Below are 17,089 nucleotides of genomic sequence, written 5' to 3'. Positions count from 1 at the left end.
TTTTCATCCCCAACTTCCACCCACCACTATTTTGATTCACATCAATTTTTACTGTAATACGCGCCTTTTCCGCTCGCAAAACCGTTTTTCGTGATCAAACGCTCATTTTTACGAACGCCATCCCTTTATAAAGAAAACGATTATCCATTATTAATGAAACATTGTTTTAATTTGAGGTGGCGGTAAAAATGAGTAAAACGATAACAACACGGCATACATTGGCGTATGGGAGTGCCAATTTACTGGGGAGCGGAGCGCTGGCAATCAGCGGTGCTTGGCTGATGTATTTCTACACCACCTTTTGCGGATTATCTGTCGTAGAAGCAGCCACTATTTTTTCAATCGCCAGTATTCTCGATGCTATCAGTAACCCAATAATGGGCTATATCACTGATAACTTTTACAATACTCGGCTTGGTCGCATCTTCGGCCGTCGTCGCTTCTTTATCTTGCTGGGTATTCCGCTGGTATTGGTCTATCCAATGCTGTGGATGAGCGGGTTTGGTTTTTGGTACTACTTGCTGACCTACGCGCTGTTTGAATTGATTTACACCTCCATCATGGTGCCGTATGAAACATTGGCGACCGAGATGACAACGGATTTTGCCAAACGCTCAAAATTGACCGGTTCTAAAGCTATTTTCGGCAAAGTAGCTAACTTCCTCGCCGCCTTTATTCCCGGCCAATTCATTGCTATTTATGGTAAAGATTCGGCAACCCCTTTCCTCTATACCGGTATCGCCTACGGTTTGATTATGTGCTGCGCCATGATCTGGCTGTACAGCTCCTCCTGGGAGCGCCCTGCCAGCGAAGTCGTCAGGGAAACCACCAGCAGCTTAGGCCAAGCCTTGAAAAAACTGTGTGTGGATATGGCCTCCACTTTCCATCTGCGTATTTTCCGCAAACATCTGGGTATGTACCTGTTCGGGTTTGGTGCTGAATGGTTGTTCGCATCCGCATTCACCTATTTTATAATCTTTGGCCTGGGCCAAGATGCGGCTTTGGTTTCTCAGCTCAATAGTTTCAGTTCAATCATGCAGCTGATTTCTACGGCGATCTTTATCGGTATTTGCGTCAAAATGGGCTTTGCTCGCCCGTTCCGTATTGCCCTGCAAGTGGTGATTGTGAGTGTGATTGCCTATGCCGCACTCTACTTCACCGGCTGGTCTCAAACCACGACGGTCATTGTATTGTTCTGCATCACCGCCGTTTTCGGTTTAAGCACCGGCGGTATCTACTACATTCCATGGACGGTTTATACCTTCCTGGCCGATGTGGACGAAGTATTAACCGGCCGCCGTCGCGAGGGGATCTATGCGGGTGCCATGACGTTTGCCGGCAAAATGGTGCGCTCGATTATTGTCTTCGCCATGGGCTGGACACTCAGCCGCTTCGGTTTTGTTTCCGGCCAATCCAGCCAGCCAGAAATCGCGGTGCAAGCCATTGTCGGCGTCTTTGCTATTGGGGTTATCTCACTGGCGCTGGTGGCGATTTATTACACGACACAGATGAAACTCGACCGCAAAAATCACAAAATCCTGCTAGAAGAAATTGAGCGCATTAAAAATGGCGGGGCAATGGCAGATATCCCGGCCCATGCAAGGGCTGTAGCAGAAGAACTCACTGGCTGGAAGTATGAGCAGTGCTGGGGCAATAACCCACTGGGTCTGAAAGTGTCACCCAGTGTGCCCGCTAAACCAGTCACCGAAAGCTGATTGACTCCACCATTCAGCCAAACCGCATCGACCCAAAACCGCTGCGGTTTTTTTATCTCTGAATGCCATTATGATTCGGCTATTCCCCCCTTTTCACTGAGGTTATGGCACTCATCCGCCCTCCACCGGAGCCACTCCCCCAATGACGGGCGAGTTACATGGCTCAGCGCGCAATATGTAAATTATTTGTCAGTCTGAAAATTTCAGCATGTTTTATACAAATTTCCGATTACTATAACTCCACGACCATCTATTTTGCTTTGTGAACATGGACAAAAGATTGCTGAAACATTTCTCCTCCCCGCTGCTGGCCGCAACTCTGTTCGCTCTTCCGTTGTACAGCCATGCCAATACCGCCCTTTTGACATCGCAAGTTGTTGATCAACATGCTGAACATATCTTCTATAACAGTGGTGCCATGGGGATGGCGCTGGTAGTTATTGATAACAATCAAGTGGTCAACCGCAGTTTTGGGGAAACCAAACCCGGTAATAATCTGCGCCCACGACCAGATTCATTGATCCGCATTGCCTCGATCACCAAGCTTATGACCAGTGAAGTGATGGTGAAACTGGCCGAGGACGGTACGGTAAAATTAACTGACCCCTTGCAAAAATGGGCCCCCAAAGGAGCCAAAGTTCCAACTTATAATGCAAAACAGCCTATTACTCTGCTGAATCTGGCCAGCCACACCAGTGGCCTGCCCCGCGAACAACCTGGCGGCCCACAGAAAAGGCCGGTCTTTACCTGGCCAACCAAAGATAACCGCTGGCAATGGCTTAAACTGGCCAAAGTGACCGTTCCACCCGGTGTAAAGGCGGCTTATTCCAATTTAGCTTACGATCTGCTGGCTGACGCGCTGTCACGCGCCGCAGGTAAACCTTATTCCAACTTGTTGCGTGATAAAATCACCGCTCCACTGGGGATGCGCAACACCACCCTCACCCCCACGGCAGAACAATGCAGCCGTTTGATGATAGGCGTTGGCAGTAGCCGCTGTGAAAACACGGTAGCGGCGGCGGGCAGCGGCGGGGTTTATTCAACACCGGAAGATATGCAACGTTGGATGCAGCAATTCTTAGCCTCGAATAGCAATGCACGTAAAAGCACAGCTAAACGCGAACAGGCGCTGTATTTCCAACGACGTGACCTAGTGTCCTTAAAAGGTATGGATGTTGCCGGCCAAGCCGATGCACTGGGGCTAGGCTGGGTCTATATGGCACCCAATGCTGACCTGCCGGGCATCATGCAAAAAACCGGCGGCGGTGGCGGATTTATTACTTATATGGCGATGATCCCCGAGAAGAATATTGGGGTTTTCGTCGTCGTCACCCGCACGCAACTGACAAAATTCACGAATATGAGTGATGGTGTCAATCAGTTGGTCGCTCAGTTAGCGAAGAATAGCTGACTCAATCGGCGGTAGTGATAAAAACTGCCGCCGATTGAAATTTGTCGTAAAGCAAAAAGCCCGTTATCTTATTCAGATAACGGGCTTTTAATTGGTGCCGGCACCAAGAGTCGAACTCGGGACCTACTGATTACAAGTCAGTTGCTCTACCAACTGAGCTATGCCGGCGTAATTTGGCGGAAGGATAGAGATTCGAACTCTAGGACCTGTTACAGTCGACGGTTTTCAAGACCGTTGCCTTAAACCACTCGGCCATCCTTCCAATGAGCGGGATTATCATCTATAGCGTAATGATATGTCTAGTGTTTCATTCAAAAAAAATGGGAATTTAGTTCGTTTGGTTAAACTTCATGCCAAAACTGGTCAAAAAAAGGCGAAATGATTAAAAATACGCCAACTTCTGATTGGGTGATGACTCGGCTTCTACTATCACAAAAACAAAAAAACGCGGCCAAATGACCGCGTTTTATCAGAACCTACCCGGTTATCAGGATTAGAACTGGTAAACCAAACCAACCGCTACGATATCATCAGTGTTGATACCGGCATTTTTGGTGAACTGGTTTTCATCCAACAGGTTGATTTTGTAATCAACATAGGTGGACATGTTTTTGTTGAAGTAGTAAGTCGCACCGACATCAACATATTTCAGCAGATCCTGGTCACCATAGCCGTTGCCAAGATCTTTACCTTTAGATTGCAGGTAAGCTACGGATGGACGCAGACCAAAGTCAAATTGATACTGAGCGACTAACTCGATGTTCTGTGCTTTGTTAGCAAAGCCAGAGTCGGTGTTATTATTGAAGTTACCGAAGCGAGTCAGGTTGTAAGTCTGGGCATACGTTGCGGCCAGATAAACATTGTTCGCATCGTATTTCAAACCACCGGTGTATGCATCCGCACGGTCACCATGGCCAAATGCCAGTTGATTCTGCTCATCAGTACGTTTAGAACTGGCCATCGCAGCAGAAGCGCTCACGCCCCAGCCCAAGTCATAAGACAAGGACATACCGTAACCGTCACCATTCTGACCTTGTACATCACGGCCATTGTTGGTTTCAGTACCGCTGCCATTTTTACCTTGATATTGCAGGGCAAAGTTCAGACCATCCACCAGACCAAAGAAGTTGGTGTTACGGTAAGTCGCCATGCCGTTACCACGTTGTGACAGGAAGTTGTCCGCACCGTAAGTATCGCCACCGAACTCTGGCAGCACGTCAGTCCATGAAGTTACGTCGTACAGCACACCGTAGTTACGACCGTAATCGAAAGAACCGAAATCAGTGAATTTCAAACCCGCGAAGCCAATACGGGTAAAGTTGTTTTGATCCTGATCTTCAGCTTTATTTAAATTCGCCTGATATTCCCACTGGCCGTAACCGGTCAGTTGATCAGTAATTTGTGTTTCGCCTTTCAGGCCAAAACGCATGTAAGATTGGTCGCCATCTTTGCTTTTGTCGTCAGAAAAATAATGCAGACCATCGATTTTGCCATACAAGTCCAGTTTGTTACCGTCTTTGTTGTAAATTTCAGCCGCGCCTGCGCTGCCGGCAACTAATAGAGCTGGAACAAGCAGGGAAAGAACTCGAAGTTTCATCGTTATTATCCTCTAATTATTAGGTCTAACTATGCCACTGCTCTTGCGAGCATATAATCCCAATGGGGTTATTCTATTGTGGTAATAAGTTCAAAATTAATCTATACAGAAAATGCTACGAAGATTCGGATAATGTTTCATACAACAAAAAAGTATTTCTAAATGTTAATTTCAGCGAACTTTACCAAATTTTAAAAACATAAAAAAATATAGCACTCATAATCAAAAAATATTATTTACACATAAAAATCAGTAACATAAACAGACATTCAGATAGCACAAATTGACAAGGAATATCTGAGCGTCTGGAACTATAATAAATCCGCTATCATCATTATTTTATTATTTCCTTCATTGTGGCTCTTCGCAGCCAGATAATTCGTTAGTGTTACGGCCGGTCTTTGACCGGCTTTTTTATTGCCTGCCGCCGACAGTGAAAACCTATATTTATAATGACCGGTATATTTACAAAGTGAAATGATAGGCAAACGATATAGTTTCATATTTTTATTTCCGCACGAATAGCTTAAATCATAGGGATAATAATTATCCTGATCGACTAACTATTATCCAACTATTTATTTATTCTACTTCATACTTATCGGCAGATAAAATCGGCCATGTGCCCATCTTGAGGCAAAAATAAAGGTGGAAAATAGCTGCATAATATTTCCGGCACTGCCGTTGCTGCCATATGCTTAGCACCCGCGAATCAGGTGAGTCATAAGCTGTTATTTTCATCATTGCCACTAATCCGGGCTTCATGTCACCCAGTATTGTGCTAATCCGGATAAATCCCTTCGACCCACATTTATATTTGTGATAGAAACATCTGTCTATATTCATTATCCATATCAATCGCAGACTCTATACTTCATGACCACCAAAACACTCCACACCACATTGCAGCCAGGTGTTGCACAGCAAGTCTCGACGCGGCTCGCATTTTTTATTGCCGGATTAGGCATGGCCGCCTGGGCTCCGTTGGTCCCCTTTGCCAAAGAACGTATTGGCCTCAATGATGCTTCACTGGGCTTGCTGTTACTGTGTATTGGGGTCGGTTCGATGCTTGCGATGCCCTTAACGGGGGTGCTCACGGCGAAATGGGGATGCCGGGCGGTGATTTTATTGGCAGGTGCCGTGCTGTGTCTTGACCTTCCTTTATTGGTATTGATGAATACCCCCATCACAATGGCGCTCGCACTATTACTCTTCGGCGCGGCAATGGGCATAATAGATGTCGCGATGAATATTCAAGCGGTAATTGTTGAAAAGGCCAGCGGCCGGGCCATGATGTCTGGTTTCCACGGCTTATTCAGTGTCGGCGGGATTGCGGGCGCGGGCGGTGTGAGTGCATTATTGTGGCTTGGTTTAAGCCCACTGACAGCCATTCTTGCCACTGTCGCGTTAATGATTATCCTATTACTGATAGCCAATAAAAATCTGTTAGCAGGCAGTGGCGCGCCTCATGATGGCCCACTCTTGGTGTTGCCTCGTGGATGGGTCATGTTCATCGGCTTTTTATGCTTTGTGATGTTCCTGGCTGAAGGTTCAATGCTTGACTGGAGTGCCGTCTTCCTGACCACATTACGCGGTATGGAGCCATCACAGGCGGGTATTGGATATGCAGTATTTGCCATTGCCATGACCTTAGGCCGTTTAAATGGCGATCGGATTGTCAACGGATTGGGCCGCTACCCGGTATTATTAGGAGGGAGCTTATGTGCTGCTGTAGGAATTATTATCGCGATAAGCTTTGCTAACTCAATGGCCGCCATTATTGGCTTTATGCTTGTGGGCTTGGGTGCCTCGAATGTGGTGCCCATTTTGTTCACCGCCGCAGGTAACCAAACCGTGATGCCCGCGAATTTAGCCGTCGCATCAATTACAACTATCGGCTACGCCGGTATTCTGGCGGGCCCTGCAGCAATTGGTTTTGTCGCCCAGTTCAGCAATTTATCCGTCGCTTTTGGCTGCGTGGCACTGTTATTACTGACCGTCACTGCCAGCGCCAGGGCCGTCACGCGCTAACCAAGGAATACGCATTATCTTTATGCAAAATAACTCGTTATCTACCAGTTCAGCTAACATTACCCGCTGCTTCTGGCTGTTTATCGTCTTGCTGCTCATCACCATGGGGCTATATGGCTATAACTATACCAATGCTTACCTGACCGAGAAAAAATACGCATTGATCTATATTGCCACTGGCTTGCAGCAGCGCATCGATGATTATCGTTACCATACTTACCAGATATACGATTTTGCCAATAATCCTAATCTCTCGGACAAGAATATTCTCACCGCGCAAGAAGTGCGTTTGCGCCCTGATATTTACTATATTGAAAAACCTCGCAGGAAGACCGACGCCGTCATTTTTGGTAATCATGAAGCCTCAACACTCGCCATGACCTTGCAGCTATCGGACTATCTCGACAGTCATTGGGGGCCGCAGAATGATACCTACTCAATGTATTATCTTAACGGCCAGGACAATAGTTTGGCGCTCATTACCACCCAGCCCTTAAAAGAAGTGACGTCGCGCTTTAAAGAGAGTTACTTGACTGCTGCCGCAGAATCGCGGCGAGCAGAAATGCTCCAACAGGCCAATACTTTGGATGAGCGTGAGAGCTTCTCGCCATTGCGAAAATTACGCTTCCAGAACGCCTACTACTTCACGATCCGCACGACTTTTAACCACCCCGGGCATTTGGCGACCGTGATTGCCTTTGACTTGCCCATTAACGACCTTATTCCGCCTAATATGGCGCGTTCGAGTTTCCTGTTACAGCCAGATAAGACGCCCATCAATGAAAGTATGACGCCCGAAGATACGGTCACTGCCAGTATCGCGCTCAATGGTTATTGGGTTGAAATCTCAGCCCCACTGACCAATGCAGCAATGAAGATAGTTTATCGTGTTCCGGTGACCGTGCTGGCCATTGATTTACTGAGAAATAACTTCTGGCTGATCCTGACCAATATCTTGCTGTTGTCTTTGGCTGTGTTAGGCATCTACTTTATTCGTCGGCAATTCGTTCGCCCAAGTGCCGATATTGTCGATCAGCTCGAGGTACAGAAATCACTGAGTCAGGAAATTATTACCAACTTGCCACAAGGGCTATTGGTTTATAATTTCAGCAACAATGCCGTAGTCGCCAGTAATCAGATAGCCGACAATCTGATGCCCCACCTTAATCTGCAAAAAATTGCCCATATGGCAGAACAGCACCATGGGGTCATTCAGGGCACTGTGAATAATGAAGTTTACGAAATCCGAATGTTCCGCAGCAAAATATCTCCTGAAACCTATCTTTTCCTGCTTCATGATCAGGATAAAGAAGTGTTGGTCAATAAACGGCTGCAACAGGCAAGACGTGAATACGACAAAAGCCTGCAAGCACGTAAACTTATGTTGCATAACTTGGGGATTGAACTCAATCAACCCATAAATAGCCTCAATCAAACGGCTAAAGACTTGCAAAGCACGACTGACTTTGTCATGCAGCATAAATTAGCCACCAAATTGGTAGAACAATCGGCAAATATCATTGAGCTGATTGATAATATTACCCTGCTTACTCGCCTGGAAACCCAAGATTGGCAACCTGAGCAGCAGCGTTTCTCTTTGTCGGCATTAATGGACGAGCTTTTATTGGAAGTGCTGCCGGCAATTAATCAAAAAGGCTTAGCTCTATTCAATCATTATCTTGTTGATATTGAACAAGATTACATTGGTGATGAAAAAGTATTACGCAAAATACTGTCGTTACTTCTGCATTACTCTGTTATCACGACAGCCTACGGTAAAATCACACTTAATGTTGACCATGAACCAGGGCACCCCGAACAACTAATTATTCAAATAACAGATACTGGTGCGGGTATTACTGATGAAGAGATTAGTAATCTTAATTATCCTTTCCTCAGCCAAACATTGGCCGACAGGTACAATCATAGTTCGGGGCTAACATTCTTTTTATGTAACCAATTATGTAAAAAATTAAACGGTCAATTAGAGATTCGTAGCAAAGTTGATATAGGTACGCGTTATACAATCCGGGTTACGATTGCTATAGAAAATGAGCAAGAGGAAGAGCAAGAGAAATTATTGGATGGTGTTACGCTCTTATTAGATATCACGTCGGAAGAAGTGCGTTCTATCATCACAGCATTAGTGAATTCATTTGGTGCTAACTGCATTATTGTTGATGACCGTTTGCCGGGACGAGGCTATGATGTAACGGTAACGGATAACCCACAACACTATGATAAATTTACCTTATTACTGGCTTCTGATGAAGTAGGAATGCAGAAGTTGCAGGATAATTATATTCGGGTAAATTATAATTTAGGAAGCGCGGTCATTGATGCAATATTATTATTAATCGAACAGCAAATTCTATCAGATGAGTCTAACGAAAAGTCTGAATCCATTGCTGCTGATGATATAAGTGCATACGAGCAGCAACTAAAATCCAGTGACTATTATTCCTTATTTGTTGAGACAGTACCGGTAGATCTGAAGAAACTGTATACTGAGCTCAAGCAACGTGATTTCATATCGCTTTCGCAGACCGCACATCGATTGAAAGGCGTATTTGCTATGTTGAATTTGCTTGTCGGCAAACAACTATGTGAAACATTAGAACAGCATATCGCAGATGGCGATCGGTTGAAGATCGAAAATAGCATCAGTCAAATTGATTCTTTCATCACCAGACTGTTGCAGCAAGGTAACCCATAACCATGAACAACCTTAATGTAATTATTGCTGATGACCATCCAATTGTGTTGTTTGGCGTCCGAAAGTCACTTGAGCAAATTGAATGGGTAAACGTGGTTGGAGAGTTTGAAGACTCCACGACGCTTATTAACAATTTGTCTAAACTGGATGCCAACGTGCTAATTACCGATCTCTCTATGCCAGGAGATAAGTACGGTGATGGCATCACATTGATAAAATATATAAAACGGCATTACCCAGATTTAGCCATAATAGTACTAACGATGAATAATAACCCGGCTATTCTCAGTTCAGTTTTGGACTTGGATATTGACGGGATTGTATTAAAACAAGGTGCGCCCGCTGATTTACCTAAGGCCTTGGCAGCATTACAGAAAGGGAAGAAATTCACCCCTGAAAGTGTGGCTAAATTGCTGGAGAAAATCAGCGCAAATGGCTATGGTGACAAACGCTTATCACCGAAAGAAAGTGAAGTTTTACGGCTATTTTCTGAAGGTTTCCTGGTGACTGAAATTGCCAGAAAACTTAATCGCAGCATTAAAACCATTAGTAGTCAGAAGAAATCGGCGATGATGAAACTGGGTGTTGATAATGATATTGCCCTGCTAAATTACCTTTCGTCTGTCACTATTGGGCAAGATAAAGAATAACCGTTGTCCCCCAACCCGGTATTGTTCTGTTGTACCGGGTTGTATCCATCTCTTTCAATCCATTAACTGTCGTTATAATAACCGCGTATTTTCCAGAGCCGGGCTTTAACGTGTTTTTCGCACCTTATCACTATAATAACGTAGCATCTGGCGCAATGTGTCCAATGTTACCGGTTTAGATAAACAGTTATCCATGCCAGCTTCAATACAGCGCTGCTTGCCCTCAGCTAATGCATTAGCGGTGACGCCAATGACCGGGAAATAATGATTCAATTGCCGCAGGCGCTGTGTTAGGCGGTAACCATCCATATTCGGCATATTCACATCAGTCAGTACAATATCGACATTATTCGCACTCAATACCGCCAGAGCATCGACTCCATCATTCGCTGTAATAACCTGATAACCCAGCGTTGTCAGCTGATCAGCCAATAACCGCCGGTTGATAGGATGGTCATCCACCACCAAAATTTGCAGGTCTGCATTATCATCCTGCTGAGGCTTTGGCGCTGATAACGCAAGTGGCGCGTCCTCAACCACTTGCGGCTCCAGCAATATGCGGTCCAATAACGGGATAATTTCCAATAGCGTAGAGGTGCTTAGCAACCAATAACCTGGCCGTGTCTCTTGCGGTAAACCAATATGTTCAATAGATAACTGAATCCATGTTGATAATGGCGCATTAATTTGCGGCAAATAATCACAAATAAGCACTTGATCCTGCAATACTTCCTCATTGCTATAGCAGTGAGTTGTCGCGCCAAAATGACTTAACAGTTCGAGTAAATAGTTCTCCAGACGAGCATTGCGGATATCCAGCCACAAGACTTTCCCTTGCCAGCGATCACTCTCCGGCAACACGGCATTTGGCAGATAATATTGCTCTGTTTTCAAATACATGGGAATACGGATAGCAAAAATACTGCCCATGCCCAGCTCAGAAACAACTTCAACATCACCATCCATCAAGTTGACCAATTTCTCACAAATTGCCAACCCTAAGCCGGTGCCCTGGAAGTGGCGTTGCACCCCAGTTCCCACTTGGAAGAAGGGGTCAAATAACTGATTTATTTCGCGCGAATTAATCCCGACACCGGTATCCCGCACGCGGAACTCCAGATAATAGCCACGCACCCTGACCTGCAAAATAATACAGCCGGTATCAGTAAATTTAATGGCGTTGTTGAGCAAGTTAGAAATAACTTGTTGCAGGCGAACGGCATCCCCCAGCATCAGCCGTGGAACATCCGGCTCAATAAAGCAGTACAGACCTAAGCGCTTTTTCACCACCAGCGGTAAATAGTTCGCCGTGATATGTGTTATCACTTCTACAGTAGAAAACTCACTTGGCTCAATTTTCAGTTGTTCAGATTCTATTTTCGAGAAATCGAGAATATCGCTGATGATTTTGAGTAATAGCCCAGAGGAGTTATTCATCGCGGTGACTAGGCGGTCAACACCGTGAGGTAATTCTTTGGTTTGCAATAAATCCAGATTACCGATAATACCATACAGCGGTGTGCGCAACTCGTGACTGACCGTTGCTAAAAACATAGATTTCGATTGGCTGGCCTGCTCTGCGGCGGCGGCCATTTCTTGTAATGACTCTTCCATTTTTACACGCGAACTCACATCCACCAACACACAAATAGCTACATCTTCATTACGGTAACGGGAATGAACAAAGCTGATTTGCAGATTGTTATTATTACTGGTCATCACATCGACAAAGTTAGCCTGCTGCTCACAAATAATACGAGTAATTCGCTCGCGATCTTCATTTGTCAGTAAATTAATATAGTTATGCGCTAACTCGTTGCTGAGGATATTCGTACCATCACTGATACGTAGAATGGAAATTCCCACGGGTGCAGAGGCAACAATTTTGCGGTTAAATTGTTCATGTTCTTCTAACCTCAAAGCATTATCTTCAGCCGGGTGGAACATTTTTCGTTCAAACAACCAAGCCAGAGTAAATATCACGGCAGCAGACAAAACATTCAACAATAATGCATTAAAAATTAATAGCTTGAATATCTCTATTATCGTTCTGACCGGTAAGGAATAGGCAATACTAAGCGGGGATGGCAGTAAATTCTTTTTCAGGACAAGATAATTATAATCATCGACATAGCCAAAATAGGATGGAGAATCTGGATAATCATCCAGCATTGAGGCATAGCGCTCCCCCGTTGCCAAACGCAATACCGGCTCATTATTTTGATCCAGTAACGTCACACCCACAGGCAGTGGCCCAGAAGAAATAAAATCTTCCAGCCGAATGGTCTGTTCTGTCCCTACCAGTGCTTCCAACCTATTGCCCACATAAAGCGGGCTGAGCACATATAAAGTGCCAATGTCAGGGCGCACCCCAGGGACAACCCAATACAGCGGGCTGTCTTTGTCCTGATTATTTGCTTCACGATATTTTGTAATATGTTCATTCAACGACTTAAGCAGATTCTCTTGCTCCATCGGCACATTTCGAATATCGAAATCCACCAAACACATGGTGTCACTGCCGATAAAAAATATCCGATTAAGATCATAAGCCGCGGCAAAGTTCTCTTTCCAATACAAAATAAGGTTACTGAGAGAATCTAATGACGAGTGACGAGAAGAATTCAGTGCAGTGCAATCGGCCGACGGATTGAGTGGATAATATTTGGCTGAGGCCTTATTTTTAATCAATGCCCCGGCTGCGATATCACTGCTCGCGGTATTATGATTTAACCTGTTTTCCGCCATATATTTGATATCACGAATAATGTCGGATGAATGCCTAATGTAGCTCTGTGCCTGCTCGAAGTTAGTATTGTATTCCTGACGAATATCAGATTTTTTCTCATTAAGGATGTTCAGGATATAAAAAGTGGTCAGCAGTGCACCCAGTGACCATAACATAACGGCCAATACCCGAAATAGATAACGGGATATTTTCAGTGTGGTGCGAAAGGAAGAAAGATATTTCAATCTGATACCATGGTTAAAGCATCGCCGGACAGGCTGTGTGAGTAACAGAATACATTACAAATAGCCCATAAAAAAGCCAGCTCGTAAGCTGGCTCTGGTGTTCAACAACGCATTATACGTTGTCATCCTCGTCTTCAACATCACCGTCTTCGGCTTCATCATCCGCGGGTGTGTTCAGCGCAGTATTTTCTTCACTGCCCTCTTCACCCTCTAATGATTCACCATCAAGGATTTCATCATCCTCTTCTGGTTCAGCAACACGTTGCAAACCGACAACATGTTCATCTTCAGCAGTACGGATTAGTGTCACACCCTGGGTATTACGCCCCACGATACTCACTTCAGAAACACGAGTACGTACCAATGTACCGGCATCCGTGATCATCATAATCTGGTCGGTCGGCGCGACTTGTACCGCCCCAACAACCTTACCATTACGCTCACTGACTTTAATGGAGATAACCCCCTGAGTCGCACGGGACTTAGTCGGATACTCTTCCACTGCAGTACGTTTGCCATAACCGTTTTCAGTCACCGTCAGAATTTCGCCATCACCGCGTGGGATGATAAGAGAAATAACCCGGTCATCGCCATTGAGGTTGATACCCCGCACCCCAGTCGCAGTACGGCCCATAGAGCGAACCTGCGATTCAGGGAAGCGAACGACTTTACCCAATGCGGAGAATAGCATCACTTCGTTACTGCCATCGGTCAAGTCCACACCAATCAGCTCATCACCTTCATTCAGATTGACGGCAATAATACCGGCACTGCGTGGGCGGCTGAACTCGGTCAATGCGGTTTTCTTCACGGTACCGCTGGCGGTGGCCATAAAGATGTGGCGGCCCTCTTCATACTCCCGCACTGGCAGAATGGCGGTGATACGCTCATTTGGCTCAAGCGGCAATAAGTTGACTATCGGACGACCACGGGCACCACGGCTGGCTTCCGGCAACTGATAGACTTTCATCCAATAGAGACGGCCACGGCTGGAGAAGCACAAAATAGTATCGTGGGTGTTGGCAACCAACAGGCGATCAATGAAATCCTCTTCTTTGATACGTGCCGCCGATTTCCCCTTACCACCACGACGCTGAGCTTCGTAATCGCTCAATGGTTGATATTTGACATAGCCCTGATGGGACAATGTCACTACCACATCTTCCTGATTAATCAGGTCTTCAATATTGATGTCAGAGGTATTCGCCGTGATTTCAGTGCGGCGAGCATCATTATATTGCTCTTTAATGGCCACTAACTCTTCGCGGATAACTTCCATCAAGCGCTCTGGGTTTTCCAGAATAAAGATCAGCTCGCCAATTAAGGTCAGCAGCTCTTTATACTCATCCAGCAGTTTTTCGTGCTCCAGACCAGTCAGTTTCTGCAAGCGCAGATCCAAAATCGCCTGAGCTTGCTGCTCGGTGAGGTAATACTTGCCATCACGGATACCGAATTCAGCTTCCAGCCATTCAGGGCGGGCAGCATCATCACCGGCACGTTCCAGCATCGACGCGACGTTACCTAACTCCCATGGATTGGCAATCAGGCCAGCCTTCGCTTCCGCAGGGGTAGCGGCACGACGGATCAATTCGATAATCGGATCGATGTTAGCCAAAGCAATGGCCAACGCTTCAAGGATGTGCGCGCGGTCACGAGCTTTACGCAGTTCAAAAATGGTACGGCGAGTCACCACTTCACGGCGGTGGCGCACGAAAGCCACCAGAATGTCTTTCAAGTTAAGCAATTTAGGCTGCCCTTGCGACAGAGCCACCATATTGATACCGAAAGTTACCTGCAACTGTGTCAGAGAATAGAGGTTATTGAGCACCACTTCCCCGACCGCATCACGTTTGATTTCAATCACGATGCGCATGCCGTCTTTATCAGACTCATCACGCAACGCACTGATGCCCTCTACACGCTTTTCTTTAACCAGCTCGGCGATTTTCTCAATCAACCGCGCTTTGTTCACCTGATAAGGAATTTCATGAACAATAATGGTTTCGCGGCCGGTTTTTGCATCAGCTTCGACTTCAGCACGGGCGCGGATATACACCTTGCCACGGCCTGTACGATAAGCTTCTTCAATACCACGGCGACCATTGATAATCGCTGCTGTTGGGAAGTCCGGCCCCGGGATGTACTCCATCAACCCTTCAATGGTGATGTTTTCATCTTCGATATAAGCCAGACAGCCATCAATAACCTCAGACAGGTTATGCGGCGGAATATTGGTTGCCATCCCGACGGCAATGCCTGACGAGCCGTTAACCAGCAAGTTAGGGATTTTGGTCGGCATTACGGCAGGAATTTGCTCTGTGCCGTCATAGTTCGGCACGAAGTCAACGGTGTCTTTCTCTAAGTCCGCCAACAATTCGTGAGCAATTTTAGACATACGGATTTCGGTATAACGCATCGCTGCGGCGGAGTCGCCATCAACGGAACCGAAGTTACCCTGCCCATCCACCAGCATATAGCGCAGTGAGAACGGCTGAGCCATACGCACTATTGTGTCGTAGACCGCGCTGTCACCATGCGGGTGATATTTACCGATAACGTCCCCGACTACACGGGCCGATTTTTTATATGGTTTATTCCAGTCATTACCCAGTACATTCATCGCATACAGTACGCGACGGTGCACCGGTTTCAGTCCATCCCGGACATCTGGTAAAGCACGTCCGACAATAACGGACATCGCATAATCCAGATAGGAGCTTTTCAGCTCTTCCTCGATGTTGACCGGTGTTATTTCTCTGGCAAGGTCGCTCATTGAGCCGCTATCCCTCTACTAATTACCGGATTTAAAGGTACGAAACTATATCACAAAACCCCGATTTTGGCGAAACTACATTACGCTCATGAGAAACCCCATTACGCCGACAAAACTGCGCCAATTAATGGGGAACATGTATAATCCGCGCAAAGAAACATAACAGCGAGATTCCATCATGCGTGTAGATACCCCAGCCCACCATCATAATGTCGACGAACAAGAAATCGCGAAGTTTGAGGCTGTTGCCTCACGCTGGTGGGATTTGGAGGGTGAATTTAAACCTCTTCACCGCATCAACCCCCTGCGGCTTGATTATATTTTGCAGCGCTCTGGCGGCATTTTCGCTAAAAAAGTGCTGGATGTCGGGTGCGGTGGCGGCATTCTGGCGGAAAGCATGGCGCGCGAGGGGGCACAAGTGACTGGGCTGGATATGGGCTATGAGCCGCTGCAAGTGGCCCGTCTGCATGCTCTGGAAACAGGTATTCAGCTCGATTATGTTCAAGAAACGGTCGAAAGCCACGCGCAAAAACAGCCACAACATTACGATGTCGTGACCTGCATGGAGATGCTTGAACACGTTCCTGACCCCGCTTCAGTTATTCGCGCTTGCGCAGAGCTAGTCAAACCCGGTGGCCATGTTTTCTTTTCGACGATTAACCGCAACACCAAATCGTGGCTAATGGCCGTGGTGGGCGCTGAATATGTGTTGAAAATGGTACCGAAAGGCACCCATGACTCGAAGAAATTTATCCGCCCATCAGAGCTCATTGGTTGGGTTGACCAAACCCCACTACGCGAACGCCATATTATCGGGCTGCATTACAATCCACTAACAGACCATTTCAAACTGGGCCGCAATGTCGATGTGAATTATATGGTGCATACTCAGCGGGATGAAAAGTAAGGCTCATCTATTATTATCGAGGAGCGCCCAAGCTCTGCCGCTCCTCCCACGATAAATTGCTCTTTTGGGGGGCCTATTGGGGGCTTACCGCACTAATTTGTCGCTTTATACGCCATCAATCATAAAATTTGGCAGAAACGGCTTTTTTGCACTGTAAAAGCGATAAGTTATGCCGTTCTTTTCTAATGTTTAATAAATCGGCAAACGATCAAATTTTTAAGATTTTCGGTAGAATCTTATCCCCTAGAGTGACGAGAGGTGAGCACCAGCAATGGCGCTGCCTGTGAGCCTTTCGTAACAATTCACCCCCAAGTTA

9 protein-coding genes and 2 tRNA genes are annotated in these 17,089 nt (G+C 46.1%); 6 read left to right on the top strand and 5 right to left on the bottom strand.

Annotation, left to right across the window (positions count from 1 at the left end; all coding sequences use genetic code 11):
* The first annotated feature begins 188 nt into the window (after positions 1–188).
* Both D5F51_RS05440 and ampH read left to right on the top strand, forming a co-directional pair.
* Positions 189–1,715, top strand: a complete 1,527-nt coding sequence (locus tag D5F51_RS05440) for an MFS transporter (RefSeq protein ID WP_025378881.1) — start codon at positions 189–191, stop codon at positions 1,713–1,715.
* 268 nt (positions 1,716–1,983) lie between these two features.
* Positions 1,984–3,126: a D-alanyl-D-alanine-carboxypeptidase/endopeptidase AmpH gene (gene ampH / locus D5F51_RS05435; protein WP_129195825.1), complete on the top strand. Its 1,143-nt coding sequence runs from the start codon at positions 1,984–1,986 to the stop codon at positions 3,124–3,126.
* A 92-nt stretch (positions 3,127–3,218) separates the two neighbouring features.
* Here ampH and D5F51_RS05430 read toward each other — a convergent pair.
* The 3 genes from D5F51_RS05430 to D5F51_RS05420 all read right to left on the bottom strand — a co-directional run bounded on the left by D5F51_RS05430 (position 3,219) and on the right by D5F51_RS05420 (position 4,723).
* Positions 3,219–3,294 (bottom strand) — tRNA-Thr (locus tag D5F51_RS05430).
* A gap of 6 nt (positions 3,295–3,300) precedes the next feature.
* Positions 3,301–3,388, bottom strand: a tRNA-Ser gene (locus D5F51_RS05425).
* A gap of 231 nt (positions 3,389–3,619) precedes the next feature.
* Positions 3,620–4,723: a porin OmpC gene (locus D5F51_RS05420; protein ID WP_129195824.1), complete on the bottom strand. Its 1,104-nt coding sequence runs from the start codon at positions 4,721–4,723 to the stop codon at positions 3,620–3,622.
* An 876-nt stretch (positions 4,724–5,599) separates the two neighbouring features.
* On the opposite strand from D5F51_RS05420, the gene D5F51_RS05415 reads away from it, so the two are divergent.
* The 3 genes from D5F51_RS05415 to rcsB are packed head-to-tail and all read left to right on the top strand — an operon-like array spanning position 5,600 to position 10,120.
* Positions 5,600–6,754, top strand: coding sequence for an MFS transporter (locus D5F51_RS05415; protein ID WP_129195823.1), 1,155 nt, complete (start codon positions 5,600–5,602; stop codon positions 6,752–6,754).
* A gap of 22 nt (positions 6,755–6,776) precedes the next feature.
* Complete coding sequence (gene rcsD, locus D5F51_RS05410; protein WP_129195822.1) at positions 6,777–9,470, top strand: phosphotransferase RcsD; 2,694 nt, start codon at positions 6,777–6,779, stop codon at positions 9,468–9,470.
* A gap of 2 nt (positions 9,471–9,472) precedes the next feature.
* On the top strand, positions 9,473–10,120 hold the full coding sequence (rcsB, locus tag D5F51_RS05405) for a response regulator transcription factor RcsB (RefSeq protein WP_129195821.1): 648 nt from the start codon (positions 9,473–9,475) through the stop codon (positions 10,118–10,120).
* A 105-nt stretch (positions 10,121–10,225) separates the two neighbouring features.
* Here rcsB and rcsC read toward each other — a convergent pair whose 3' ends face one another.
* Together rcsC and gyrA are read right to left on the bottom strand one after the other, a co-directional pair.
* Complete coding sequence (gene rcsC / locus D5F51_RS05400; protein ID WP_129195820.1) at positions 10,226–13,093, bottom strand: two-component system sensor histidine kinase RcsC; 2,868 nt, start codon at positions 13,091–13,093, stop codon at positions 10,226–10,228.
* A gap of 112 nt (positions 13,094–13,205) precedes the next feature.
* A complete protein-coding gene (gene gyrA, locus D5F51_RS05395; protein ID WP_087768697.1) occupies positions 13,206–15,866 on the bottom strand; it encodes a DNA topoisomerase (ATP-hydrolyzing) subunit A in 2,661 nt (886 codons plus the stop codon).
* 178 nt (positions 15,867–16,044) lie between these two features.
* Here gyrA and ubiG point away from each other — a divergent pair, with 178 nt between their 5' ends.
* Entirely contained in the window at positions 16,045–16,773 is a 729-nt protein-coding gene (gene ubiG, locus D5F51_RS05390) for a bifunctional 2-polyprenyl-6-hydroxyphenol methylase/3-demethylubiquinol 3-O-methyltransferase UbiG (protein WP_087768696.1), read from the top strand.
* Positions 16,774–17,089 lie beyond the last annotated feature (316 nt).

Source organism: Yersinia hibernica (assembly GCF_004124235.1).
Lineage (GTDB): Bacteria > Pseudomonadota > Gammaproteobacteria > Enterobacterales > Enterobacteriaceae > Yersinia > Yersinia hibernica.
This window is presented reverse-complemented; position numbering and strand designations above follow the sequence as displayed.

What these genes read in the sequence shown, in the direction of transcription:
- ampH (WP_129195825.1), top strand. Translation starts at nt 1,984, where the DNA reads ATGGACAAAAGATTGCTGAAACATTTCTCCTCCCCGCTGCTGGCCGCA.
- rcsB (WP_129195821.1), top strand. Translation starts at nt 9,473, where the DNA reads ATGAACAACCTTAATGTAATTATTGCTGATGACCATCCAATTGTGTTG.
- D5F51_RS05420 (WP_129195824.1), bottom strand. Translation starts at nt 4,723, where the DNA reads ATGAAACTTCGAGTTCTTTCCCTGCTTGTTCCAGCTCTATTAGTTGCC.
- ubiG (WP_087768696.1), top strand. Translation starts at nt 16,045, where the DNA reads ATGCGTGTAGATACCCCAGCCCACCATCATAATGTCGACGAACAAGAA.
- D5F51_RS05440 (WP_025378881.1), top strand. Translation starts at nt 189, where the DNA reads ATGAGTAAAACGATAACAACACGGCATACATTGGCGTATGGGAGTGCC.
- rcsD (WP_129195822.1), top strand. Translation starts at nt 6,777, where the DNA reads ATGCAAAATAACTCGTTATCTACCAGTTCAGCTAACATTACCCGCTGC.
- D5F51_RS05415 (WP_129195823.1), top strand. Translation starts at nt 5,600, where the DNA reads ATGACCACCAAAACACTCCACACCACATTGCAGCCAGGTGTTGCACAG.
- gyrA (WP_087768697.1), bottom strand. Translation starts at nt 15,866, where the DNA reads ATGAGCGACCTTGCCAGAGAAATAACACCGGTCAACATCGAGGAAGAG.